At 53.1% G+C, this 24341-nt stretch carries 23 protein-coding genes; 9 read left to right on the forward strand and 14 right to left on the reverse strand.

Translation table 11 applies throughout. The features are described 5' to 3' along the window. The first annotated feature begins 25 nt into the window (after window positions 1–25). From BN4_RS09465 to BN4_RS09485, 5 genes are all read left to right on the forward strand, one after another. Window positions 26–1366 carry an ATP-dependent 6-phosphofructokinase gene (locus BN4_RS09465; RefSeq protein ID WP_015415166.1) on the forward strand — a complete coding sequence of 447 codons (1341 nt, stop codon included), beginning with the start codon at window positions 26–28 and terminating at the stop codon, window positions 1364–1366. Between the two features lie 128 nt (window positions 1367–1494). Next, entirely contained in the window at window positions 1495–2808 is a 1314-nt protein-coding gene (locus BN4_RS09470) for a cytochrome ubiquinol oxidase subunit I (RefSeq protein WP_015415167.1), read from the forward strand. A gap of 33 nt (window positions 2809–2841) precedes the next feature. Then, the gene (cydB, locus tag BN4_RS09475) at window positions 2842–3891 is read left to right on the forward strand and encodes a cytochrome d ubiquinol oxidase subunit II (RefSeq protein WP_015415168.1); all 1050 of its coding nucleotides are present in this window, start codon (window positions 2842–2844) and stop codon (window positions 3889–3891) included. Window positions 3892–4282: 391 nt separating this feature from the next. Then, window positions 4283–4825 carry a TRAP transporter small permease subunit gene (locus BN4_RS09480; RefSeq protein ID WP_015415169.1) on the forward strand — a complete coding sequence of 181 codons (543 nt, stop codon included), beginning with the start codon at window positions 4283–4285 and terminating at the stop codon, window positions 4823–4825. Then, the gene (locus tag BN4_RS09485; protein WP_015415170.1) at window positions 4826–6148 is read left to right on the forward strand and encodes a TRAP transporter large permease; all 1323 of its coding nucleotides are present in this window, start codon (window positions 4826–4828) and stop codon (window positions 6146–6148) included. It begins immediately after the preceding gene. Between the two features lie 452 nt (window positions 6149–6600). On the opposite strand, the gene BN4_RS09495 is transcribed toward BN4_RS09485, so the two are convergent. From BN4_RS09495 to BN4_RS09545, 11 genes are all read right to left on the reverse strand, one after another. Beyond that, window positions 6601–7029 carry a DUF4079 family protein gene (locus BN4_RS09495; RefSeq protein WP_015415172.1) on the reverse strand — a complete coding sequence of 143 codons (429 nt, stop codon included), beginning with the start codon at window positions 7027–7029 and terminating at the stop codon, window positions 6601–6603. 18 nt (window positions 7030–7047) lie between these two features. Further along, window positions 7048–7866 (reverse strand): protoheme IX farnesyltransferase, encoded by an 819-nt coding sequence (locus tag BN4_RS09500; RefSeq protein WP_231856525.1) that lies wholly within the window; start codon window positions 7864–7866, stop codon window positions 7048–7050. 10 nt (window positions 7867–7876) lie between these two features. Further along, a complete protein-coding gene (gene coxB / locus BN4_RS09505) occupies window positions 7877–9121 on the reverse strand; it encodes a cytochrome c oxidase subunit II (protein ID WP_015415174.1) in 1245 nt (414 codons plus the stop codon). Between the two features lie 3 nt (window positions 9122–9124). Then, window positions 9125–9430: a cytochrome C oxidase subunit IV family protein gene (locus BN4_RS09510; protein ID WP_015415175.1), complete on the reverse strand. Its 306-nt coding sequence runs from the start codon at window positions 9428–9430 to the stop codon at window positions 9125–9127. Between the two features lie 16 nt (window positions 9431–9446). Beyond that, window positions 9447–10046 carry a cytochrome c oxidase subunit 3 family protein gene (locus tag BN4_RS09515; RefSeq protein WP_015415176.1) on the reverse strand — a complete coding sequence of 200 codons (600 nt, stop codon included), beginning with the start codon at window positions 10044–10046 and terminating at the stop codon, window positions 9447–9449. Continuing rightward, a complete protein-coding gene (ctaD, locus tag BN4_RS09520; protein WP_015415177.1) occupies window positions 10039–11670 on the reverse strand; it encodes a cytochrome c oxidase subunit I in 1632 nt (543 codons plus the stop codon). The genes BN4_RS09515 and ctaD overlap by 8 nt, the downstream gene beginning before the upstream one ends. Further along, window positions 11671–12738: an SCO family protein gene (locus tag BN4_RS09525; protein WP_015415178.1), complete on the reverse strand. Its 1068-nt coding sequence runs from the start codon at window positions 12736–12738 to the stop codon at window positions 11671–11673. It abuts the gene before it with no gap. A gap of 3 nt (window positions 12739–12741) precedes the next feature. After that, on the reverse strand, window positions 12742–13050 hold the full coding sequence (locus BN4_RS09530) for a c-type cytochrome (RefSeq protein ID WP_015415179.1): 309 nt from the start codon (window positions 13048–13050) through the stop codon (window positions 12742–12744). A 125-nt stretch (window positions 13051–13175) separates the two neighbouring features. After that, window positions 13176–13745 carry an EF-hand domain-containing protein gene (locus tag BN4_RS09535; RefSeq protein ID WP_015415180.1) on the reverse strand — a complete coding sequence of 190 codons (570 nt, stop codon included), beginning with the start codon at window positions 13743–13745 and terminating at the stop codon, window positions 13176–13178. Between the two features lie 97 nt (window positions 13746–13842). Further along, window positions 13843–14337: a hypothetical protein gene (locus tag BN4_RS17735; RefSeq protein WP_157871337.1), complete on the reverse strand. Its 495-nt coding sequence runs from the start codon at window positions 14335–14337 to the stop codon at window positions 13843–13845. Window positions 14338–14683: 346 nt separating this feature from the next. Then, window positions 14684–15820 carry a TRAP transporter substrate-binding protein gene (locus BN4_RS09545; protein WP_015415182.1) on the reverse strand — a complete coding sequence of 379 codons (1137 nt, stop codon included), beginning with the start codon at window positions 15818–15820 and terminating at the stop codon, window positions 14684–14686. 238 nt (window positions 15821–16058) lie between these two features. Here BN4_RS09545 and BN4_RS09550 point away from each other — a divergent pair, with 238 nt between their 5' ends. From BN4_RS09550 to BN4_RS09560, 3 genes are all read left to right on the forward strand, one after another. After that, on the forward strand, window positions 16059–16526 hold the full coding sequence (locus tag BN4_RS09550; protein ID WP_015415183.1) for a LexA family protein: 468 nt from the start codon (window positions 16059–16061) through the stop codon (window positions 16524–16526). Between the two features lie 50 nt (window positions 16527–16576). Further along, window positions 16577–17851 carry a Y-family DNA polymerase gene (locus BN4_RS09555; protein ID WP_015415184.1) on the forward strand — a complete coding sequence of 425 codons (1275 nt, stop codon included), beginning with the start codon at window positions 16577–16579 and terminating at the stop codon, window positions 17849–17851. A 179-nt stretch (window positions 17852–18030) separates the two neighbouring features. Then, window positions 18031–18534: a methylated-DNA--[protein]-cysteine S-methyltransferase gene (locus BN4_RS09560; protein ID WP_015415185.1), complete on the forward strand. Its 504-nt coding sequence runs from the start codon at window positions 18031–18033 to the stop codon at window positions 18532–18534. Between the two features lie 102 nt (window positions 18535–18636). Here the strand turns inward: BN4_RS09560 and BN4_RS09565 are convergent, their stop codons facing one another. From BN4_RS09565 to BN4_RS09575, 3 genes are read right to left on the reverse strand one after another with little or no spacing between them, the layout of a single operon-like run. Then, window positions 18637–18963, reverse strand: coding sequence for an STAS domain-containing protein (locus tag BN4_RS09565; RefSeq protein ID WP_231856619.1), 327 nt, complete (start codon window positions 18961–18963; stop codon window positions 18637–18639). A 26-nt stretch (window positions 18964–18989) separates the two neighbouring features. Continuing rightward, window positions 18990–19436: an ATP-binding protein gene (locus BN4_RS09570; protein WP_015415187.1), complete on the reverse strand. Its 447-nt coding sequence runs from the start codon at window positions 19434–19436 to the stop codon at window positions 18990–18992. A gap of 3 nt (window positions 19437–19439) precedes the next feature. Further along, a complete protein-coding gene (locus BN4_RS09575) occupies window positions 19440–21581 on the reverse strand; it encodes a SpoIIE family protein phosphatase (RefSeq protein ID WP_231856526.1) in 2142 nt (713 codons plus the stop codon). Window positions 21582–21719: 138 nt separating this feature from the next. Here BN4_RS09575 and BN4_RS09580 point away from each other — a divergent pair, with 138 nt between their 5' ends. Next, window positions 21720–24251: an ABC transporter transmembrane domain-containing protein gene (locus BN4_RS09580; RefSeq protein ID WP_015415189.1), complete on the forward strand. Its 2532-nt coding sequence runs from the start codon at window positions 21720–21722 to the stop codon at window positions 24249–24251. The last annotated feature ends 90 nt before the right edge of the window (window positions 24252–24341 follow it).

A 24341-nucleotide genomic window follows, 5' to 3' on the forward strand; every position in this document is an offset into this window, starting at 1 on the left:
ACCTACAGGACCGAGGAATCAAAGAATGAAGACCTGCACTGACGAAACCGTGATCCCGAGCAAAACCGACATCCCGGTCGTCGGCAAAGCCAAAATCAAGAACCCGATCAGCTTCGGCAGATTTGTCTCCGAAGACGACGCAGTCCTGGTCAATATCTCCAAACGCAATGTGGAAAAGAATCGACAGAGCAAAAAAGCTCCTGAACATACTTACTTCGAACCCGCCGGTCCCCGAAGTCGGGTCTACTTTGACCCGAGCAAAACCAAGGTTGCCATCGTAACCTGCGGCGGGCTGTGCCCTGGCCTCAATGACGTTATCAGGGCTATTGTCATGACCGCCCACCACCAGTACAATGTTTCTTCCGTACTCGGTATTCGATACGGACTGGCTGGCTTCATTCCCCAATACGAATATGATGTGGTGGAATTGACACCGGATCACGTCAGCCGGATCCATGAATTCGGTGGCACGATCCTTGGGAGCTCTCGCGGGCCACAAAGCACCGAAGAAATCGTGGATGCTCTGGAACGCCTGAACGTGTCCATCCTTTTCATGATCGGTGGAGATGGAACCATGCGCGCGGCCAGCAAAGTGGTTGCTGAAATCTCCGACCGCCACCTTGCCATCTCCGTTGTCGGGCTTCCCAAAACCATTGACAATGACATTAATTTCGCTTCGCCCTCCTTTGGGTTCGATACCGCAGTGGAGACAGCCGCCACCGCGATCAAAGGCGCGCATATAGAAGCCATGGGGGCACCATGGGGCATAGGGCTGGTCAAGGTCATGGGTCGCCATGCAGGATTCATCGCCGCCCAGTCCGCCCTGTCCTGCCAAGAGGTTAATTTTGTTTTGATCCCCGAAGATCCCTTCGACATTGAAGGGAAAAACGGGTTTCTTGCCGCTTTGGAAAAACGAATGCGCGAGCGAGGCAACGCTGTCATTGTCATGGCTGAAGGCGCGGGGCAGGATCTACTGGAAGTTTCTGAAGAGACAGACCCTTCCGGCAATGTCTGCCTCAGTGACGTCGCCACCCTGCTGCGGAGACATATTCTCCGGCACTTCCAGGACAAGGACATCACGCCAAATCTGAAATATATTGATCCGAGCTACATCATCAGGTCAGTCCCGGCCAATGCCAATGATCGTATTTACTGTTCATTCCTCGGTATCAATGCTGTTCATGCGGGCATGTCCGGACGGACCGGATTGGTCATCTCACGCTGGAACGGAAAATATGTTCACATCCCCATGGAACTCGTGACTCAAGGGAAAAAAAGGATCAACCTCTGCTCCAACTACTGGCGAGCTGTCCTGGAGTCCACAGGACAACCACTCAACATGAAAAATGAGCCGGAGGCCTCATAAGCTCTTTAACAGGAATGATAATTGTTCTTGATTTTATTGAAAAACTTGGGTAATTTGCGACCACTGTTGAACTTTTCTGAATATTTCAGCAGAGGTTTTATAACAGCTCTATCCGCAAGGGGGTTTGTATGGATGTGCTAATGCTTTCCAGGCTGCAATTTGCCGCAGCCACCATGTTCCATTTCATTTTCGTGCCGCTGACGCTGGGCATGTCCGTGCTGATCGCCTGCATGGAAACAGCTTACGTCCGCACAGGAAACGAAGTGTACCGAAAAATGGCGAAATTCTGGGGAAAAATCTTCCTTGTCAATTTTGCTCTCGGTATCGTCACCGGCATTACTCTGGAGTTTCAATTCGGCACCAACTGGTCCCGCTACTCCGCCTATGTGGGCGATATTTTCGGGTCACTCCTGGCTATTGAAGCCACAGCCGCATTTTTTCTTGAGTCAACGTTTATTGGTGTCTGGCACTTTGGCTGGGAGAAGCTCTCTCCCAAAGCCCACGCCATCACCGCATGGCTGGTAGCCATCGCTTCCAACCTCTCTGCAGTTTGGATTCTCATTGCCAATGGGTTCATGCAGGACCCCAAAGGCTTTGTACTGCGAAACGGACGCGCCGAACTGACCGATTTCATCGAAGTCATTACCAACAAATGGGCATGGCTGGAGTTCTTCCATGTGGTCCCGGCCTCCCTGTGTCTGGCCGGTTTCTTCATCATGGGCATTGCGGCATGGCACCTGCTACGGAAGAGCAATGAAACGTTTTTCAAGAAGTCCTTCACCATGGGATGCACGGTCGCGCTGATCTTTTCCGTCTTCGTGGCGGTTGAAGGCCATATTCACGGCAACAACATGGCCTTGAAACAACCGGCCAAGCTTGCTGCCATGGAATCTCACTGGGAAACCCAGACCAATGCACCGATCAACCTGCTCGTCATACCGGGTGAAGATGGCAATGTCCTTGAAGCGCTGCCCATTCCCGGTGTCCTGAGCTTCCTTGCCTACAACGACTTCAACGCCGAAGTGAAAGGGCTTAATGATATTCCCAAGGAAGATCGGCCCCCTGTGACTATCACCTTCCTTGCCTTCCGCATCATGGTCGGCATCGGAACCATCATGCCCATCCTGGCTCTGTTCGGCTGGGTCATGCGAAACAGGCTTGAGAAGTTCCCCCTGTATCTGAAGATTCTGCCATACTTCATTCCTGCTCCGTACATTGCGATATGGGCAGGCTGGACTCTGGCCGAAGTCGGTCGCCAGCCATGGATTGTCTACGGCTTGATGCGAACAGCAGATGCCGTCTCTCCTGTCGGCACCGGAGAAGTGACCTTCTCCCTCGTCCTGATGTGCGCTATTTACACACTGCTTGGCGCGGCAGGTATCTGGCTCATGATTCGTCTCGCCAAGAAAGGCCCCGAAGACCACAGCCCCATCCAGGTCTAACCTGAGGCTAGGAAAACACAAGGAGAAGATCTGATGGATACTTTCATGGAAGTTGGCTCCTGGCACTATTATCTGGCCATGATCTGGTTCATCCTCTGGGGTGTACTGTGGGCCGTGTACTTCATACTCGACGGCTTTGATCTGGGAGTGGGCACACTGCTCCCGTTCCTGGCCAGAAACGAAATGGAAAAACGCGTGATGTACAACGCGACTGGTCCTTTCTGGGACGGCAATGAAGTCTGGCTCATCGCGGCCGGAGGCGTCACCTTTGCCGCCTTCCCCTATGCGTACGCCCAGATGTTTAGCGGCCTTTACACGGCACTTATGCTGCTGCTCTTCGCGCTCATCCTGCGCGGTGTCTCTTTTGAGTTCCGTTCCAAGGTTGAGAGTGACAGCTGGAAAAAAGTTTGGGACACCTGTCATGTTGCCGGATCATTCCTGCCTGCTCTCCTGCTCGGTGTCGCCTTTGGCAACATTTTCCAGGGACTCCCGCTGAATGAAACCGGCTTCAGCCAAGCGGGGCTCTTTGGACTGCTCAATCCCTATGGATTGGCGGGAGGACTTCTGTTCGTCGTCATCTTCGTGATGCATGGAGCGCTTTGGCTCTGCGTTCGGGCCACAGGAGAACTCCAGGCCCGCGCCGAAACCCTTGCCGCCCGCATTTGGCCGATAGAAGTTGTTTTGACTGTGCTTTTCCTGGCCTTCACGGCCGTGGCAACACAGCTCTTCAACAATTACTTCCTCTACCCGATACTCTTTGTTGTCCTGGCTCTGCCCGTGGCTGGCCTGGTTCTAATGCGGACATATCTCGGAGCCAAGAAATACTGGATGGCATGGGGCGCATCCTGCCTGTACATCGGCGGAACCGCGCTCTTCGGTATCGCCGGTATATTCCCGGCGATTATCCCCTCCAATCCCAATCCGGCGCACAGTCTGACTATCATGAACTCGGCTTCCAGCCCGCTGACCCTGCAGATCATGCTCGGCGTGGCCCTGGTCTTTGTCCCTACCATCATCTGCTACCAGGTCTGGGCGTACAAGACCTTCGGCACCCCTGTCACGGAAGAGGATATCCACTACTAGGCAAAGACTGCACATTTGTAAAAAGAACGCCCGGCCACTTGGTCGGGCGTTTCCATTTCCCACACTTTGCGACAGCTTCCGCAACACATCCTCTGGGTGCAAAATGAGACGGGGAACACAAACCATGCCTGTCCCCCGGACAAGCTTTCTCCTTCTCGCCCTAGGGACATTTTCCCAACGACTCCAAACCGACCCTCAACCATACGCCCGATCGCTGTTTGTTTTTTACAATCAAATCGACTTTTGCTAGGTTGCATAACCCTTTCGGGGAGAGTGGAGGACGTGCGCGACAAGCCGTCGAGACTCCACACTGCACACCACCGCCTCCGGTGTTTTCATATTTCTGGGAAGCCGACTTCCCGTGGCTCTTTTCCTTTCAAGGATGTTTTCCATGAAAATTCTCAACTGTATCGTCCGATACATAGACCGGCTCAACACCTGGGTCGGCACTTTAGCGGGATACATATCCCTGCTCATGGTTCTTGTAGTGACCACCGATGTCATCATGCGGTATGCCTTCAACATCACTTTTATCGCTGTCCAGGAACTCGAATGGCATCTCTTCGGCGTCTTGTTTCTCATCGGCGCAGGTTATACCCTCATGGTGGATGGCCATGTCAGGGTGGATGTCTTTTATCAACGCCTTTCACGAAAAGGCCGGGCCTGGATCAACCTGCTGGGCGTTCTTCTTTTTCTCCTGCCCGGTTGCTACCTTGTCATCAAGACCTCATGGCAATTCTTTGAAATGTCCCTTCACGTCAATGAAGGCTCTCCCAACCCCGGTGGTCTTCCTGCCCGGTATGTGCTGAAATTCTTCATTCCTTTCGGATTCGTCCTGGTCATGCTGCAAGGCGTGTCCATGGGGATCAAATCCTTCCTCGAAATCATGGGCAGACCCTACAAAGGGAAAACTCCCAGGGTGGAGGGTATTTAAATGATGGAAGCCCTCCCATTAATCATGTTTGCCGTGCTGACCGTCCTCCTGATGCTCGGTTTTCCAGTGGCTTTCACCCTGCTCGGCACATCACTCGTCTTCGGTGTCATCGGCTTTGGCTGGGATTTTTTCAACCTGCTGCCTTTACGAATCTGGGGCACCATGAACAACTTCACGCTCATAGCTGTCCCCCTGTTCGTCTTCATGGGGGTCATGCTTGAACGATCGGGGTTGGCAGAGGATCTCCTGGAAACCATGGCTCTGCTTTTTGGCCGCATGTGCGGAGGATTGGCCGTCTCCGTCGTCATTGTAGGCATGCTGCTTGGAGCATCCACCGGCATCGTCGGCGCGACTGTCGTGACCATGGGGCTTATCTCTTTGCCCACCATGCTGCGGCGAGGCTACCAAACAGAGCTGGCCACCGGAGTCATCGCGGCTTCTGGCACGCTGGGGCAAATTATCCCGCCATCGATCGTTCTCGTCCTGCTCGGTGATATCATTGGCGTTTCCGTGGGCAACTTGTTCATGGGCGCAGTCATTCCCGGCATGGTGCTGGTAGGACTGTATATCATCTATATCATTATCTACTCACGCCTGAACAAATCCTGCGCACCGACAATACCCGATGAGGAATGGGCTGCCATCAAAGCCGCCGGGCTTTGGAGCCGTGTTCTCAAAGCCCTGGTCCCGCCGCTTCTGCTCATGACCTGCGTCCTCGGCTCTATCTTTGCCGGGGTCGCATCTCCAACCGAGGCCGCTGCCGTGGGCGCTGCCGGAGCCATAGTCTTATCCATCCTCAACGGACGATTTACCTTCAAACGGCTCCGGGAAACCATGAACTCCACCATGGTACTCACCTGCATGGTGTTCACCATACTCGTGGGTGCCGGAGCCTTTGGTCTCGTCTTTCGAGGACTTGGCGGTGACACGGTCATACGCGACTACATTACCCACCTCGCTTTCGGCAAATGGACGGTTATGTTCATTGTCATGTCCATCATATTTGTCATTGGCTTCTTCCTCGACTTCATAGAAATAACCTTCATTCACATCCCGGTTCTCGCTCCGATCATGGCGGACTTCGGGTTTGACCCTCTCTGGTTTGCCATTCTGTTCGCGGTAAACCTGCAAACTTCGTTCATGACGCCCCCATTCGGATTCTCGCTCTTCTACCTAAAGGGAGTCTCTCCGCCCCACGTCAAAACCGGACAGATTTACAAGGGGATCATTCCGTTTGTCCTGCTTCAGGTCATCGGTCTCGGGCTTGTCGTTGCGTTTCCGGCCATGGCAACATGGCTCCCAAAAGTGGTCTTCGGAAACTAATCGGCACCCCAGAGACTCTTTGATTTCAAAAATCATCACTTTGGAGAACTGACCACGCTTAGGCGTTTTCACCATTCAATCCTCAAAAAAGGGATTCTCCTTGCTCAAGGAGAATCCCAGATTTCTTCGAGGATCACCCTTCTTCCACAAGGGATGGGTCAACGACTCGATAAAAACGCCCCTCAGGGCAGATTGCAAGAATTTCCTCCTGCTTTCCAGGACGTTTTCTCTCCACGGTGAAAATCCAGAAGGGGAAACCGCCAGCGGTGGAATTGTCAGGCCATTTTATCTCCGACGGCTCAGAGGCTCTCCCCTTGGGAATCCTATTCTCGCCTTCGGTTAAAACAAGAGTTACTCTGAAAAGATCCCCCAGAAACAACTGTTTCCGGGGGATTCTGTTCATTCGTCAACGGATATGGGAAGCCCCTTGCTTCCTCCGGGGCATATCTTTTTTATGGAAGAAGGAAAATCTGAATGACTTCAACCGCTGTCCACGCCTGATAGCAGGCCATGCAAAAAAGAAGCAGATTGCATACTCCATGCAGCAAGGCCAACCCGGCGCGTTTACCCTTGGGTTTTTCCAAAACAAGCCCTGAGACCAAGGCAATGAGAATCATCGGCACCATAAGCACGCCGACCAGGAAATGCCCTTCCGTAAGATCGATACTTCCCCAGGCATACCAAGCCATGAAAAGCCCAAGGGCGCACCCTATGAGCCAAATACCGTGCACGACCTTTCCAAGGAGAACATGTCGTTTCCAATTGAAAGCGGACTTGACTTTGAGGTGCTGAAAACGAAATCGTTGCAGCCCCATAAAAAGGACATAAACGGCAAGAATCATGGCAATAGACTGAATCGCAGGATGAATCCACATCAACATATCAGGAAAACCTTCCTCTCAATAAGACTGTATTAACAAGGCAGCAAGAGTGAATGGCAATGAAGCATACACGGCCGTTGCCGCCCGTTGCCGATGATTGCCGAGGACGGACATCAAAGCCCAGCCCCCACCGAGTACAATCACTGGGGGGACAAGCCAATTCCAGGCCGCCATACCGGCCATGGCGACCAGACAACCAAGCCCGAGAAAATACGCGGCAACCCAGAGCGCGAGCATGGGGCGGTACATCCCTTCGGAAAGACGGCTGTGCAGAGTAGCAAATCCGGCACGCTCATAGTCCTCGCGATGTTTCTCGTGCAAAAGCCAGAAATGGGGTACCTGCCAAAGATAGAAAATCATAGTGACCCCTAAAATGGTCGGATCAACGAGAGAGCCCCCGGCACCGACCCATCCCGTTAATGGAGGCAAGGCTCCACTCACGGCCCCTACCAACAAAGCCATGGGAGTCTTCGGCTTGAGCGGAGTATACAGTCCATTGTAAATAATCGGCACACTCACCCCCAAGCCAAGCAAGGTCCACCCTCCGGCAACGAAGAACAGAACCAGACCGACCTGAAAAAGAAGCAGAGAAAGCAGCAGTCCGGTCCTCGGAGAGACATGTCCTGATGCAACAGGGCGATTCCGCGTTCTGAGCATCAGCCTGTCGCGACGGCGCTCCTGAACCTGATTAAGAGCCGAGCACCCCGCACAAAGCACTCCGGCACCAAAGGCTGAGACAAGCCCCATACCATCATGGGGAGGACCATAATAGAAGGCCCCGAACATCGCGCCCCCGGCCACAGCCAAGCTGACACGGGGACGAAACAGATCAAGCATTTCTCTCATATCATTGAGCTTCTTTCCCCAAGGATTTGATAAAGGAAACAAGGCCTGCCACGGTTTCCTCATCCAAATCATCATACGGCGGCATGGAATCCTCATAGCCATCACTCACCCACTTGGAGGGGGCGACAATGGATTGCTGAAGATACATGTCATCAGCGACCACGGTTGTACTCTTTCCGAAACGGGACACCTTGATCGTGGCACCGAACAATCCCTTGAAACTCGGGGCGCGTTCGGTTTCCGTGCCGTCGGTGGAGTGGCACGACAAACACCCCTCGGCCTCGGCCATTTGCTGTCCTGGATGAGGAGCGACAGTCAGAGGCGCACCGGATTCGTCCTTGCCCAACATGTAGTTGACGATCGCCTTGACGTCGTCTTCACTCAAGTCGCCTTCATAGGGCGGCATTTCGTCGCCCCACCCGTCCACCATCTCAACTCCGGGAGTCAGGATGGCCGCGCGCAGATAATCATAATCTGCCTTGACGGTCTTCTTCGTTCCGTTCGCGAGGACGACAACCCTGTCCTTTCCAGCTATGTCATTGAGAGGCGGAGCAACATCATCGGTCCCGTCCATGGCGTGACAATCAAAACACCCGTACTCTTCCATGAGTGACAATCCCCGAGGCTTCCCCTCGGGATCAGCCGGAGAGGAATCAAGCCACGCCTGAAAGTCCTCGGCCGTCTGAACATGGAGCAGGGTGATCATGTCGGAGTGTTTCAAACCACAATATTCAGCGCAAAAAATATCATATTCTCCCAACGAATCCGATTGAATCCAGGCATCAGTATCCATACCCGGAACCATATCCCACTTCACACGCATGGCAGGGACATAAAAGGAATGGATCACATCCCGTGCCGAAAGTTCCAGTTTGATCGGAGTATCAATCGGAATATAGAGTTCAGGGCTGGTTTTCCCGTTCTCATAGGTAAACTTCCACGACCACATCCGCCCTTCTGCTTTGACGACCATCGCCCCTTCCGGGATGGTCCGCATGGCTTTGAAGGAAGTCCACCCAGTCCAGAACAGACCGAGGACAATCACGGTCGGCAACCCCATCCAGATAATTTCTGCCCAGACATTCCCTTTGATCTGGGCAGCGTCCGGATTTTTCTTGTAATGGTACCGATAAAGAAACCAGAGCATGACCACGGTTACGAGAATCAGGATGAATACGGCAAAGCCGAGGATGATCAGAAAAGCCCTGTCGACTTCACTCGCAGCGGAAAAGATCTGTGGATACATGCGCTACCCCACCGGCCTGTAGACTGTGTCGAAAAACGTCAATCCTATGAAAATGGCGAGAATGACAAAGCACGCCAGAACCATCAGTTTGAAGGTCAGATTTTCGTACTTGAGATGCATGAAAAAAAACGTCACCAGCGCAGCCTTTGTCGTGGCAATGGAAAGGGCCAGGGCCACGTTAAGAAAACCGAGATCGATTTCCGCAGCATAAACCGTCAATGCCGTGCAGACGAGCAAGGCTCCCCAGACAATGACAAAGAGCGTGTAACCGGGACCATGATGGTCGCTATGTGCACTATCGTTACTCATGTTCGGCCTCCCCGGCTCAGGCTATCAGGTAGTACAACGGAAAGAGATAAATCCAGATAAGATCAACCAAATGCCAGTAAAGCCCACCATTTTCGAGGGCGACAAAATGCTCAGGCGTGCATTTTCCCTTCTCTATCAGCCAGTAGACCCACCCAAGCACGGACATACCAATGACGATATGAAGACCGTGCAACCCGGTCATAAGATAATAGAGGTTGAAAAAAGCCTGCATACCCGGTTTGAAACTGGCCATTTCCTCACCGCCCGGATAGATGCCGTGATGGATTTTGGCCCCCCATTCAAAGTATTTGTCCACGAGAAACACTGCGGCCAGCAGAATGGTGAGAAGAAGGAAAAGCTTGGCCTTCCTGATATCAGCCTTTTGCAGCGCAGTGACAGCAAGCACGGCAAATAGACTCGAAGTGATCAGGACAATGGTATTCACAGTGCCCATGGTCAGACTGAGAAGCTTACTGGCCTCATGAAACTCTGCCGGATACCGCTGAAGCGTCACTGCATAGAGAACAAACAGACCGCCGAAAAGAATCACCTCCGTAAACAGGAAGAGCCACATGCCCATTTTCGCCCCGGTGTAATCACTGGGATGCTCACTCATGGGAGACCTCCTCTTCTATGATAACACCTTCGTAATGATAGGGACCATGGGTGACCACCGGTTCCTCATCAAAGTTGTGCGTAGGCGGCGGCGAGGGCAGTGTCCACTCGAGCGTGGCCGCACCCCAGGGATTTTTCCCGATAGGCCTCCCATGTTTGCGGCTGTGCCACAGATTCCATATCATCAGGGCAAGTCCGACAAACGTGATCCATGAGCCATACGTTGAGAGCTGATGCAACGTCGTATACTGCGGCAGGTAGTCATAGTAACGACGGGGCATACCGGCCAATCCCAGAAGGTACATCGGGAAGTAGAGCCCATTGATGCCAACCACCAGAATAAGCGCAGCCCATGTGGCCTGTTTCTTATTGTACATACGTCCATAAATCTTTGGAAACCAGTAGTGCATGCTGGCGAAAAGGCCCATGCCTGTGCCGCCGAACATGACATAGTGGAAATGGCCGACCACGAAATAGGTGTCGTGGACATGCATGTCTGTTCCGGCACTGCCGAGCACCAGCCCGGTGATCCCCCCCATGGCGAAAAGAAAGATAAAACCCAGCGCGTAGATAAGAGGCGGCTCGGGACGGATGGAGCCTTTATACATCGTGGAAAGCCAATTGAAGACCTTGACCGCCGACGGCACTGCAACGACAAACGTCAGGAAGGAAAAGATCATCACGGCCGTATCAGACATTCCCGAAACAAACATATGATGCGCCCAGACCAGAGACCCTGCAAAGGCAATGGCCATTGAAGAGCCGAGAATGGTCTTGTAACCAAAGATCGGTTTGCGGCAAAAGACCGGAATGATGTCCGAGACAACCCCCATGGCGGGCAGAATCATGATGTAAACGGCCGGGTGGGAATAAATCCAAAACAGGTGCTGGTACAGGATGGGATCGCCTCCCCTCGCGGGATCGAATATCCCCATGCCCAGCAAGCGCTCCACGGCGATGAGCAGCACCGTGATGGAGAGAATGGGCGTTGCCAACACCTGAATCCATGCCGTGGCGTACAAAGCCCAGGGGAAAAGGGGCAACCGCAACCAGGTCAATCCCGGGGCGCGCATCCGGTGTATGGTGACGATGAAATTCAGACCGGTCAGAATGGAAGAAAAGCCGAGGATGAAAACTCCTGCTACGGCCACTGAAACATTCGTGGTGGAAACCGCAGAGAACGGAACATAAAACGTCCACCCGGTATCTGGCGGGCCGCCTCCTGTGAACAGGGAGATCAGCGCCACGGCTCCGCCAATGATGTACAGCCAGAAAGAGAAGATGTTCAAACGCGGGAAAGCCACATCCTCCGCCCCAAGCTGAAGCGGGAGAAAAATGTTGCCAAATGCCGCCGGGATTGACGGGATGACCACAAGAAAAATCATGATCACCCCATGGAGGGTAAAAATCCCGTTATATGCTTGTGGTCCCATGATCGTTCGTCCGGGCGTGAATAACTCCAGCCTGATGGCCAGCCCCAGAAAAACCCCGATGATGAAGAACAGAAGGATGCACCACAGATAGAGCATGCCGATGCGTTTGTGATCGATGGTAAAGAGCCACTCCATGATCAAGGAGCCGCCCTTGGATGCAAAGAACCCTTTTTCTACAGCAGCGTCAGCCATTTACTTTGCCTTTTGTTTTCTGTGCTTCCGTCCGGACAGGACGAGGTACAGGATGAAGAAGCCCACGAACCCGACAATGGCGAAACCGGAAACACGCAATATGGAAAAGACGTACCGCCGCCCCTGGGGATCATAATTGTAGCAGAACGACAACATGCGCTTGATGGAAAGTCCGACCTTGCCTGTCGCGGCTTCGGTTCCTGCCATGGTGATATCGAAGGGCAGGAATGACGAACCATAGAGATAGCGGACCACCTTGCCGCCAGGGGCAATGGCCACGACAGCCACGGGGTGGGCATACAGTCCCCCCTCGCGCTTGACCGTATAGCCGATGGAGTCAAGCCACTTGTCGATTGAGGCTGCATCCCCGTCGGAAGCGAGAAAGGTCCAATCCTTGGCAGGAAATTTCCCCTGAGCGGCAGCGAGATAGGTCTTTTTGGCCCGAGCCGCATCCATGTGGTTTTCCCGAGGATCGAAGGTTATGGAGACGACCTGAATTTCCTCTCCGGGCTTCAGTGCCACATCAGGCAGAATCTGGGCGAAGGAGCCTTGGAGAATATTGCAGACATCCGGGCATCGATAATAGATGGGGATGAGAATGGTCGGGACGGACTTGGTCAGCTCACGAAGATTGACCGACTCTCCTTTGGAATTGGTGAAATTCACATCAGCAATGATATTGCCAAGCTTTTCCTCGATCCCGACAGAAGCATCCGCCTTTTCCATCATGGCTTCATGGTCATGTTCTTCCATGGCGGCAGCGTCCATGTTTTCATGATCCATATGCTGCTCTTCCTTATCAACCTGCCCCGTTGTTTCAGGCGTCATCTCATCGTGGGTCATGCCTTCATGATTCATCTCATCATGAGTCATGGCATCATGATTCGGAGTACTCTGATCCATGTTTTTCTCGGCATCTGCGGTCGTAGCCATCTCCTTCATGGCAGCATGTCCGCCTTCGACAGCTATGTCATGTCCTGACTCCGTGTCCTGTGCAGCCATTCCGGGCGCGACCATGAGGACGACCGCGAAGGCCGTCCCCAGGAGCAATATGCCGAGCCGACGCATGGCTTAAAATCCACCTATGACTTCAGCCAATTCAGCGATTTCCTGGTCACTGAATTTACTGGTCAGACGCATCATAATCTTCTTTTTGGCTCCACCGTAAGTGCCATCCCTGTATCCCATGAGTTTGCCTTTGGCCGCATCGACAGACAATCCCTTGAGCATGGTTCCTCCGGAAGCACCGGAAGCCTTGGACCCGTCAGCACCATGACACTTGGAACAACGTTTGGCATAAAGATCGGCTCCACCGTCGGCAAAGGCTGCGGTAACGCCGAAAGTCAGACAAATGGAGAGGGCAAAAATCAATTGTTTCACAGTAAACCTCACGTTTTATTATTGAATAAATGTCATTAAAACACACCGTAGCACTGATAAGTCGTTAAGTTCAACCTCTATGATAAGATTATACCTCCTTTCCGAGAAGAAAAGGTACGGGGCTTCTACTCCCAATCATTGGCATTTTTCCATTTTTCCCACTCTTTCATGGTGAGTTTGCCATCGTGATCTGCATCGGCCTCACCTATGATGCGTTCAGCATTAAGCGGATAATGATTAATGATTTCGGCACTGACAATCTCCCGATCCCCATCCTTATCTATCTCCACGAAGCCGGTCGTGAAATGGAGTCGCTCCAGAGTACAAACCTGGACCCGCGGCGAAGCGCTGTGATCCAGATAGGTGATTGTCATGCTTTGTTTGCCGGTCAGAGCCCCGAACCCATTTTCATTTTCATGTTCGGCGATATAAATCTTCCCGTTCTCATACAACCCCACCAAAGGTTCCCTGACTAACACTTTCCACTTGTTGAAATACAGTTTGTAGCCGGTAAACGTGTTCCCATTCTGAACATTGATGACAAGGGCACAGGTGCTCTCCACAACTGTTTCCAGAGTCTGAATCCGGGTGGAGCCACGCCATGTCCCCCGCAATTCAGGCACTTGTGCGAAGGCTGTCGATCCAGCCAAAACCAGATTCATGACAATGGTCACCGCGAGAAAAATACGTTTCATTGTGTCCCCTTCTATAGAGCTACTATTCTCCCGTCTTATCATCATTTTACGGCATGGGGTCAATATGTATGAATTCCTTTTCACGATACCCGGAGTTTTACACTTGAGCCTGTTGACTTTCCGTCAATTCTCGCCGGGCACGCTCTGCCTTCTTCTTGGCCTCCTCCTGATTGCGGATACCGAGTTTGGAAAATATTTCCAGGACACCACTACTCCCCCCGGTTAGCAGCATCGCCGTGATCACCTTACCCGGAATGGTCGTGCCATATGTTTCCGGCAAATAGTCCATAACTGCCAAGAGCTTCTGCATGAAATCAATATCCACCCCGAAGGTGAAACAAAGGGCACCGATCAGCACCAAAGGACGCTTGACCCCCTTACCGTCATAGCGGGCAAGGAACCAGCGCCAATCGAACAGGACATTATAGGCGACCTCAAAAACAACTGACAAAACAAGAAGATTGCCCAGAACCCTGATCACGCCTTCCGCATACCCCCCGGTCGAAGCCGGAGTCTCCGCAGCAACAGCCGCGCTTCCGACAACCAGGACCATGCACAACGAAGCCAGAAAAACACTTGAAATCCGTTTCATATGTCCTCCCCGTATTTCATGCAGCCGACAATGGGATGCTCTTTTGCCCATACACTGTTCACTCTTTTTCGTAAACAGGAGCAAAAAAAAGAGGCTCTCGACAGCCTCAAGTGAAAGAAGAGGTTTGAATGCCCACACAACAAAGGCAGTTCCCGCTTTATTGATTTTCACGGCAACATGGAGCCTGGGCGTGGGAAAAGGGACCATGAGCCTCACGTTCCGTGTCCGTGACCACCTGATCCCTTTTCCCACGCCCACATCGTAATCGAGGGCTTCAAGACATGATGAGGCGCACAGGGAATCCCCTCTGCACGCCTCATCATTCATTCGAAATTATTTGAAAAGCCTAGCCAGCATCCACATACCTCTCGGCAATGGTATCAAAGTAGGCACGGGAGGAAACATCAGCCCAGGTTCCCCATTGTTTCTGGAACGCATCGAAACCGGCGGCGACCTTGGTTGCCAGAGGAGACTTGGCAGCTTCCTCGGCCAACACTTCTCGCGCCATACCACGCAGCTTGACCAGAACCTCGGGGGGGAAACGTTTGAGCTTGACCTTGTGCTTGGTGACCAGTTCTTCCAATGCCGCACCATTGAGCGCCTCGAACTGACACAGGGTTTCCTGATTCATGGCGGCCGCAGCCATCTTCATGACCATCTGAATATCCTTGGGCAGGGCCATGAACTTGTCCTTGTTGAACATGACGTCCAGGCAACTTCCGGCCTCGTGCCATCCTGGGTAATAGTAGTATTTGGCCGCCTGATAGAACCCCATACGCAAATCGTGAAGCGGTCCCACCCATTCAGTGGCATCGATGACACCACGCTCCAAAGAAGTAAAGATTTCGCCACCGGCCAACAGGACCACGGTGCCGCCAGCTTTGGCAATGACCTTGCCGCCCAAACCGGGGATACGCATTTTCAACCCTTTGAAGTCGTCGATGGTATTGATTTCCTTATTGAACCACCCTCCCATCTGCACACCGGTATTCCCCATGGGACGACCAATCAGATTGAACTGACCATAGACTTCATCCCATAATTCAAGCCCGCCGCCGGAATAGAACCAGGCATTCAACCCCTGCGCATTCAGGCCGAAGGGAACAGCAGAGAACCACTGACATGCAGGGTCCTTGCCCGCCCAATAATACGCAGACCCGGAACCGCATTCGGCAGTACCGGAAGAAACGGCATCAAAAACACCGAGACCGGGGACCAGTTCATTGGCAGCATACACCTGAATCTTCATACGACCGTCGGTCATTTCCTCAACACGCCGGGCATAAAGCTCTGCCCCGGTCTGCAGAATGGGAAGCTTGGGCGGCCACGTAGTGACCATCTTCCAGGTGATATTTTTTTTGACCTGCGCGGGGGCGACGGCCTGATTAGTGGAGGTCCCTTCGTCCTGGCAACCGGCCAGCAACGCGGTTCCACCAGCAAGTCCGGCAAGAGCGGCCTTGCTCAGAAAATCACGACGTTTCATCTCTACCTCCCAAGGATAGACAGTGTATCGGCCGTCTCAAGGCCGGTTTCTCGATTTGGAAAAACTGCATGAATTAGTTTGGAAAAGCAAGCGAACCGTAGGTTTTCGTCTCTTCTGAGATCAGTTGCACACCACAAAGACATGTTGAGTGAGACAGCTTTTTTGTTTTATTCCAGTTGACAAAAATCGCATATTCTCCCATTTATGTTTTATCAAGATTGACATCAATGAGGAACCAATGACCATAAACACTGGGCCAAAGCCGCCCCGTTCATCGCAACCCCACTGGGTCGCGGAAATCAAACGTCCTACCAGGGCAGAGCATGTGCTGCCCCTGTTAGGGGAGTCCGTCCCTGCCGGATTTCCATCTCCTGCCGAAGAATACCTGGAGAAATCCCTGGATCTCAATGAATTTGTCGCCCCACGCCCTGAAGCAACCTTCTTTGTCCGTGTCTCCGGAGATTCCATGATCGGCGCAGGCATTCACCATGACGATATCCTGGTAGTGGACCGATCCCAGAGACCGCACCCCGGCAATGTTATCATCGCCCATCTGGATGGGGAATTCACGGTCAAGCGACTCATGCGATCAGAAAAGGGCATGGAACTGATGCCGGAAAATCCCGACTACCCTTCCATTCCACTGACTCGAGATATGGAATTCGAGGTCTGGGGTGTCGTGCGCCACGTTATTCACAAATTATAGTCGCTGTCCTCGTCATTCCCGATCTTCAACCCACCAAAGCAGGTTCCCCCATGAGTGCCTTTGCCCTGATCGACTGCAACAATTTCTACGCCTCCTGCGAGCGTGCCTTCCGCCCGGAATTGCGCCACCGTCCCGTTGTGGTCCTTTCCAACAATGATGGCTGCGTCATTGCCCGGTCCAACGAGGCAAAATCGTTAGGCGTTGTTATGGGCACGCCGTACTTCAAATGCAAGACCTTGCTTGAGCACCACGGGGTCGCTGTTTTTTCCTCCAATTACGCCCTGTATGGAGACCTGTCCGCACGCGTCATGCGCATACTCGCCAGATTCTGTTCCAATGTGGAAATCTACTCCATCGATGAGGCTTTCGCCGACTTCTCAGGAATTCCCGGAGGGACCATGACCTTTGCCCGCAGACTCAAGGCCACGGTGGAGGCATGGACCGGTATCCCCATTTCCATCGGTATAGGCGCTACCAAAACCCTGGCCAAACTCGCCAATCGATTCGCCAAAAAACATCCCCGATGCCAAGGGGTCTTTGATCTCACTGCCAGCCCTGCCCCTGATCTGGTGCTCAAATCCACGGAAATAGGTGATGTCTGGGGCATCGGTCCTCGCCATGCCAAACGACTGCGCTCCCTTGGCGTCTCCAATGCCCATGTTTTCCGCTCCCAGAAACGGGACTGGGTGAAAAAGAAAATGACCGTCACCGGCCTGCATACCCTGCTGGAACTACGAGGCATGCCCTGCCTTGACTTTGCAACCGGACCAGTGGCCAAGAAAACCATTGTCTCTTCCCGCTCCTTCGGCCACCCGGTCACTCGGTATGAAGACCTGCTTGAAGCTGCGGCGCAATACACCACCCGCGCTGCCGAAAGGCTTCGCCGTCAGCAGGCAGTAACTTCCCACGTTCACTTCTTTCTGCAAACCAATACATTCAAACGTGGTCATCCACAGTACTCCAATGCAGCACAGGTCCCATTGCTCATAGCCACCTCCCACACACCCACCTTGATCAAGGCCGCCCACTCCGGTTTGAAACGAATTTACCGCAAAGGGTATACCTTCAAGAAATGTGGTGTCATGCTCTCAGGACTGGAGCCGGTCAACGGTCGATGGCTCAATCTTCTGGACCTGCCGCCCGAGAGTGGCTCCCGACATGAACCGCTGATGCAGGCTGTGGACGCCATGAATGCCCGGTGGGGACAGGATACCGTCAAATTCGCGGCATCCGGCTTGAACGGAAGCTGGCACATGCGCCGAAACCACCGGTCTCCACGATACACGACAGTCTGGAAAGAGCTGCTTGAAGTCCACGCATCCTGATATAAACAGAGAATACCCATAAACTCTTCAAACGAAGCAAGGGAACAGACAATTCCAGTTTGGGGAAGAGAAGTCCTTCCTGTGAAGGAAAATTTAATGCAAAATGAAAAGACTCTCTTGATCCGCGCATCCTGCGGCAGGGACAACGATCAGCAACCTATAACGCAAGGAGAAAAGAGATGCTTATCCACTCCGTCCTAACCGAATCCTTTCTCGGTCTTGTCATGATGGCTGCGACTGAACATGGATTGTGTGCCGTTGAATTCGGAGAATCCGAGTCCGCGCTGAATCTGAGCTTGGCTGCACGGTTTCCCAAAGCGGAAATCCGGGCCGGAGATGCTTCGATGATCGAACAGGCCGGTGCGCTCGCTGACTTCATCAAACAGCCAATTGGCGAATTCCCCTTGCCTCTGGATATTCAGGGAACCGCATTTCAGCAGCGCGTCTGGCTGGAGCTGCGGACCATCCCGGCCGGGGAAACACGAACATACAGCGATGTGGCCGAGGCCCTCGACTGCCCGAAATCAGCCAGGGCCGTTGCCGGAGCCTGCGCCCGGAATCGACTGGCTGTGGTCATACCATGCCACCGCGTCGTGGGAAAAAACGGGGCATTGACCGGCTATTATTGGGGGATTGAGCGGAAAAAGGCTCTTTTGAAAAATGAAAGGACACTGACTCCCTGAACAGTACCCCAAAGGCTGGACGGTTGGTCCCACATCCCAGCCACGCTCTGGCGAAAAAGAGTCAGCACACTTTCCCGCCAAGAGCGGTTCGGAACCACCAACTTACATGCTGGCGAGAGCATCCACCTTGTTCGGATACAGGGGGAATATTTTGTCGTACCCAGAGACTTCAAAAACTTCCTGAATATAGTCCTTGATACCACAGATGGCCACCTTGCCCGAGGCCTTTTTGAGCCGCTGGTAGGCAAGAACAAGCACCCGCAGACCGGAGCTGTTAATGTAATCCAATCCGGAAAAATCAAAAAGCAGGCGGGTCTCGCCATTTTCCAGCAAGCCGATGACTTTTTCTTCCATGGCCTGTGTCCCGTCGGCATCGAGATTTCCCTCGATGGACAGAATGGTGATGCCGTTTTCGCTTGATTCAATCATTGCCACGATACCCTCCCTATGAGCAGCTACCCATGCGGGCAGCACCCTTCACAAAGTGTTTTCTTGAGAACAAGCACATTCTTGCCGTTCTCTCTTGTATATTTGATTTTATTCATGAGATTCTTGACCAAATGAATCCCCATGCCACCGACAGGCCGGGCGCGCTTTTCCAGCGGCAAACTCAATTCCGGCTCCGGTGCCTCAAGGATATTGAAAGGCTCGGCATCGTCTTCGATCCGTATGATAATTTCTTCACCCTCCAACGACACGGTGACATCAATGGGATGATCATCAAAATCGGTATACCCGTAACTGATGATATTGGTGACCAGTTCGTCGAGGCAGAGAGTCAGATGGAAAACCACCTTGGCCGACAGACCATGCGCCGCGCCAAAGGCCTCCACTTTGGGTTGAAAACACTCAAAGCAGTTTATCCTGTTGGTCATCTGAAACGATATGACGGTGTCAGCCACGGTTCAGTCCTTCTTGATAACGACGACAGCTATGTCATCTTCCTGTCTCTTGCCATGATGAGTCCCCACGGCCGTCATGAGAGCCAGCCGTATCTCTTCGGAACTCTTATGCGCATTCTGCCGGATGATGGCAAGCATTCTCTGTTTGCCAAACATCTCACCCTTGGCATCCCGAGCCTCCCAGACTCCGTCCGTGGCCAGTACCAGGACTTCACCGGTGCTCAAGGTTGCCTGATAGTCCTGAAACACAAATCCCTCCAGAACTCCCAGGGCCAGGCCATCCCCGGCCAGCGTGGAGAAATGATCGGAGGACGGAGTATAACGGATGGCAGGCTCATGCCCTGCCCGGACCCACCGGATATTGGGAGACCCTTCGATGAGACGGAGATAAAAAAGCGTCAGGAAGCGTCCTGTCCCGTCCAGATCCCGGCTCAAAAAAGTATTGATGGCCTCCACCCGTTCGCGTGGCGTAAGCAGCACCTGGGAGAGTGAGTGCAACTGCCCCCTGGCGGTCGCCATGACCAGAGCCGAGGGCACGCCGTGGCCGGAGACATCACCCAGAACGACCCCCATGGCGCGGCCCGAAGGACTGGCAACTTCAATGAAATCATAGTAGTCCCCGCCAGTCTGTTCACAGTAGGAGATTCCTCCTGAAATGTCATACCCCGCAATGACCGGTTCTGTCTGGGGGAGCAAGAGTTTCTGGACCCCCCTGGCGAGATGCATGTCCCGGCGCAGATGCAGCCTCTCCTGAAGCTTGGGTCCCATTTCATTGAGGGAATCCACAAGTTCATCCCGTTCATCCCCCATCTTCATGGTCACACGAGCCGAGAAATCCCCACCGGCCAGACGTTTGACCGCATCGGCCATCAGCAACAGGGGTTTGGTGACGGCCCGAGAACCGAGCCAGGCCATAATCCCTGTTATGATAAGCATGATGCCTGAGATGAAAGCGGAGATATTACGTATTCTCCCGAAAAGAAATTCCATGGACCCGGCCACCTGATCAGGCAACTCGGCAATGACCGATTTGGGAGCGATGAGCAGAAAACTCAAATCCGGATTACTGGCAAACGCCCACATGCACGGCCTTCCCTTGTAGGGTAACTGCATGACGCCGCTTTCGGATTCATTCATGGCCACCAGCAACCGGCCAAAAGCCTCGGGATCGTCAGACTGCATCCATTCCGGTTCGATGCCGGACATCCAGTGTCTCCGCCCCCCGTCGTCATACGACTGCTGGGCGATAATGAGCAGTCCATCATTGGCAACGGTATCTCCGGGATATCTGATGACCATGAAAGACATGATCTCGTCACTCCACCGGGATTTGAGCGTGGCGTCGGTAATGAGATGGGAGACAGGCACATCGATGGATGCCGCGCCAAGAAATGCGCCATGCCGATCTCGTATAGGATAACTGACCGAGGCAATGGCCCGGCGGGTTGAGGGATCCACGCCCGGAGCCGTCCAGGAGACCTCTCCGATGGAATGGCGGGTTCGCCTGTACCATTGCTGCTCCCGGTGATCATACTGCATGGGGAAGTGCCCGTGCCCAGGATATGTCATGAACACTCCCGACTCCAAGCCTATGTTGAACCACTGCGAATTGTCAGTCAATTCAGCATAAAGCTGCTTCATGGTAGGGACGACTCTTTTGAGAGCATCCTCATCAGGTCCGAAAGCGTGATGCTCTTCAGGGGGCGGCAGTTTAAAAGCAGGAAATTCGAGACTGAAAGGAAATGGGCGAGTCTTGCCCGACACCGTTCGTGTCTGATAGGACTTTCCCACGCTCAGATCTGGCGGCGCATCCGATGCTGTTTCAAAATCACCGACACGATAGGACTTGGTCGTTCCGCCCTTTTGCCCATGACTGAACTGGTGCTCGACTTCCAGAGCCAGCATTCTGACGCCGATGCTCATGGTTTCACCGCTCAGTTCCAGAATCTTGAGCAGAGACATGGCATTGTGCTCCAACTCGGCACTGACGATATCCAGCAATTCATCTCTTGCATTGCCGGAAATGGTTGCCGTCAGTCTCCCTGCCTGCCTGCTCAGGATAGAACGGGACAGGAGCAACGGCCCCAGGCTGAAAGCCAGGAGGATGATGAAGAATTTGATCCGTATCGATACTTTCATCGTCATGCCTTCCGTTGATTTGAGCACATTCTTCCGACCTCTGTCCATAAGCCGGAAGCGCTTTGTCAGATAGGACTTGGAAAAATAAATCATTCCGTCTAAGTATTATGAGACATAACCCCACTGAAAGCCAGGAAAGCCTTGATGCCGCATATCAACGAAACAAAACGCATAACCAAAACATCCCTCTATTCATGGGTTCTCTATAAGAATATTCACCTACAACTGACGGTTGTCGGCATCATCCTGATCACCGTGGCCCTCCGGGTTCTCGCTCCCGAGATGGAAAAAAGAATCATCAACGAAGCCATCGGCTTGAGAGACCTGCCCGCCTTGTGGCGCTACTGTGCCATTTACATCGGCGCAGTCACTCTGGCTGGGGTGCTCAAATTCGTGATCAACCTGATGCAGGTTTCCATCGGCGAACGGGCCCTGCTGGTTATTCGCAACCGCCTTTATGAACATCTGCTTTCCCTGCCGGTCCAATTCTATCGACGCACCTCGCCGGGCAATGTCATTTCATATATCATCACCGAGTTCATCCCGGTCGCGACCTTCATTGGCCAGGCCGTTGCCATGCCCACAGTCAACATCCTGACCTTCCTGGCCATGGCCGCCTATATGCTGCATCTCAATCTGACCATCGGCCTTATCGCCATTCTTATCTACCCGGTCGAAATTCTGGTCCTGCCCCGTATCCAGAAATATTTCCGACGAGCCAGCCGCCGCCGCATCAAACATACCCAAAGGCTCTCGGGGCTGGTTGGCGAGGCCGTCTCCGGCGTGCATGAAGTCCATGCCAATGCTTCGATCCCCCTTGAGAAGGCCCGTTTTTCCAAGATTCTTAACGAAATGTACAAAGCGACGGTGATGCAGAACGGCATCAAGTTCGCCATCAAGTTCGTCAACAATTTTTTCATGAGCCTCGGACCATTCGTCCTCTTCCTCGTCGGCGGTTACTACGCCATCAACGGTCATCTGGATGTCGGCTCTATCGTGGCCTTCATGTCTGCTTTCCAGAAACTCTACGATCCATGGAAAGAACTGATGGAATTCTGGCAGGTGTATCAGGACAGCTCTGTCCGCTACAAGCAGATCATGCGCTCCTTTGACCATGCCCCGGAGTTTGCCCAGACCGTGGAAGGGCGCGCCCCCTACACCCTGACAAACGACGTGGAAGTCAGGGAATTGACCTTTGTTGTGGGCAACAACATCAAACTCCTTGACCGGGTCTCCCTCAAAGTCAAAGGCGGCGAGCACATCGCCCTGGTAGGATTTTCCGGTTCAGGGAAATCCACACTGGCACTCTGTATCGCCCAACTCTACCGATATACCGGCGGTTCCATCCTGATTGGCGGCAAGGAAGTCAGCGAACTGGCGAAGCCGGACATGTCCTTTAACCTCGGTATGGTGGCACAACACCCGTTCATTTTCGACGGCACGGTCAAGGCAAATCTCCTGTATTCCTGCGAGGCCCTGGCCCTTCAAGGCGGCTCCTGCACGGAATCCGGGGAAGAACCGAGTCTGGACATGCTGGTCAAGCTTATCCAGCAGGTCGGCCTGTTCACGGATATTCTGGCTTTTGCCCTTCGGACCAAATTGGACAGCGGCACACACCTCGGCCTGCGTCAGAAGATCCTTCAGGCCCGTAAAGAATTCCAGGAAGGCAAAGATGGCATGTTTGCCGATATAGCCGACTACATTGAATTTTTTGATATGGATAGCTACTGCCACTATCTCTCCGTGGCGGAGAATATCGCCTTCGGTGCGGCCGTAGCTGAAGACTATGACCAGGAGCATCTCCACCTGCGTCCCAAATTTATCGAATTTCTTGAGTACCATGGCCTTATGGCCCACCTCATCGTCCTTGGCGAAACCTTGGCCCGCCTGGTGACCGACGAACTTGGGCCGGAACCGGAAATGGAGGCCTTTACCGACTGCCCGATTCCGATCACCGAATATGGCGAATACCAGAAACTGGCCAACCGACTCGACTCAGGAGAACCGCTCAGCGAAGAGGAAAACGGACTTATCCTGAAGCTGGCACTCGGCTTTACCCCCGGCATCCATCGCCAGGTCAGCCTGGACCGAGGATTCGCCAACCGAGTCGTCAATTCACGCAAGGATTTCATCGCCAGGGTGGAAGAGGACACTCCCGGCATATTCCGTTTCTTTGAAGCGGATAAATACATTGAGAGCCTGAATATCAAGGATAATATTCTCTTTGGTCGTGTACGTTCCGGTGATGATGTTCCCGACATTGAAGAAGAAATCTATCACCGCATCAATCAGGCCCTGATCATGCAGGAATCCCTGGAGACCGTGCTTGAAATCGGCCTTGAATTCGAAGTCGGCTCCATGGGCGACAGACTTTCCGGCGGCCAACGCCAAAAGATCGCCCTGGCCCGAACATTCCTCAAGAATCCCCCCATCCTGATTCTTGATGAAGCCACAGCCGCGCTGGACAACAAGTCCCAAACCCGCGTCCAGAACATCATCACCAACAACATGAAAGGGAAGTCCACTGTTCTGGCCGTGATACACCGCCTCGACATGCTCCCCTATTACGACAAGATCGTCGTGCTCAAAGATGGCCGGATTGTCGAGCAGGGTCCCTATGATGAATTGGTCGAAAAACGGGGCGCATTGCACACCCTGCTGACGGGGAATCACTAAAAAACGACGTTTTTGTTGCCTTCCCCAAAAAGGACTTCACAAGGCTTTATTTGGCTGGATACAATGTTTTTTCGTACTTGATCCAAATAA

The organism is Pseudodesulfovibrio piezophilus C1TLV30, assembly GCF_000341895.1.
Taxonomy (GTDB): Bacteria; Desulfobacterota; Desulfovibrionia; order Desulfovibrionales; family Desulfovibrionaceae; genus Pseudodesulfovibrio; species Pseudodesulfovibrio piezophilus.

Coding starts and splice junctions, on each gene's coding strand:
- BN4_RS09470 (WP_015415167.1), top strand. CDS start 1,495: ATGGATGTGCTAATGCTTTCCAGGCTGCAATTTGCCGCAGCCACCATG.
- BN4_RS09485 (WP_015415170.1), top strand. CDS start 4,826: ATGATGGAAGCCCTCCCATTAATCATGTTTGCCGTGCTGACCGTCCTC.
- ctaD (WP_015415177.1), bottom strand. CDS start 11,670: ATGGCTGACGCTGCTGTAGAAAAAGGGTTCTTTGCATCCAAGGGCGGC.
- BN4_RS17735 (WP_157871337.1), bottom strand. CDS start 14,337: ATGAAACGGATTTCAAGTGTTTTTCTGGCTTCGTTGTGCATGGTCCTG.
- BN4_RS09545 (WP_015415182.1), bottom strand. CDS start 15,820: ATGAAACGTCGTGATTTTCTGAGCAAGGCCGCTCTTGCCGGACTTGCT.
- BN4_RS09580 (WP_015415189.1), top strand. CDS start 21,720: ATGCCGCATATCAACGAAACAAAACGCATAACCAAAACATCCCTCTAT.
- BN4_RS09575 (WP_231856526.1), bottom strand. CDS start 21,581: ATGACGATGAAAGTATCGATACGGATCAAATTCTTCATCATCCTCCTG.
- BN4_RS09480 (WP_015415169.1), top strand. CDS start 4,283: ATGAAAATTCTCAACTGTATCGTCCGATACATAGACCGGCTCAACACC.
- BN4_RS09525 (WP_015415178.1), bottom strand. CDS start 12,738: ATGCGTCGGCTCGGCATATTGCTCCTGGGGACGGCCTTCGCGGTCGTC.
- BN4_RS09495 (WP_015415172.1), bottom strand. CDS start 7,029: ATGTTGATGTGGATTCATCCTGCGATTCAGTCTATTGCCATGATTCTT.
- BN4_RS09535 (WP_015415180.1), bottom strand. CDS start 13,745: ATGAAACGTATTTTTCTCGCGGTGACCATTGTCATGAATCTGGTTTTG.
- cydB (WP_015415168.1), top strand. CDS start 2,842: ATGGATACTTTCATGGAAGTTGGCTCCTGGCACTATTATCTGGCCATG.
- BN4_RS09565 (WP_231856619.1), bottom strand. CDS start 18,963: ATGATTGAATCAAGCGAAAACGGCATCACCATTCTGTCCATCGAGGGA.
- BN4_RS09515 (WP_015415176.1), bottom strand. CDS start 10,046: ATGAGTGAGCATCCCAGTGATTACACCGGGGCGAAAATGGGCATGTGG.
- BN4_RS09500 (WP_231856525.1), bottom strand. CDS start 7,866: ATGCTTGATCTGTTTCGTCCCCGTGTCAGCTTGGCTGTGGCCGGGGGC.
- BN4_RS09465 (WP_015415166.1), top strand. CDS start 26: ATGAAGACCTGCACTGACGAAACCGTGATCCCGAGCAAAACCGACATC.
- BN4_RS09550 (WP_015415183.1), top strand. CDS start 16,059: ATGACCATAAACACTGGGCCAAAGCCGCCCCGTTCATCGCAACCCCAC.
- coxB (WP_015415174.1), bottom strand. CDS start 9,121: ATGTATCCACAGATCTTTTCCGCTGCGAGTGAAGTCGACAGGGCTTTT.
- BN4_RS09555 (WP_015415184.1), top strand. CDS start 16,577: ATGAGTGCCTTTGCCCTGATCGACTGCAACAATTTCTACGCCTCCTGC.
- BN4_RS09510 (WP_015415175.1), bottom strand. CDS start 9,430: ATGAGTAACGATAGTGCACATAGCGACCATCATGGTCCCGGTTACACG.
- BN4_RS09560 (WP_015415185.1), top strand. CDS start 18,031: ATGCTTATCCACTCCGTCCTAACCGAATCCTTTCTCGGTCTTGTCATG.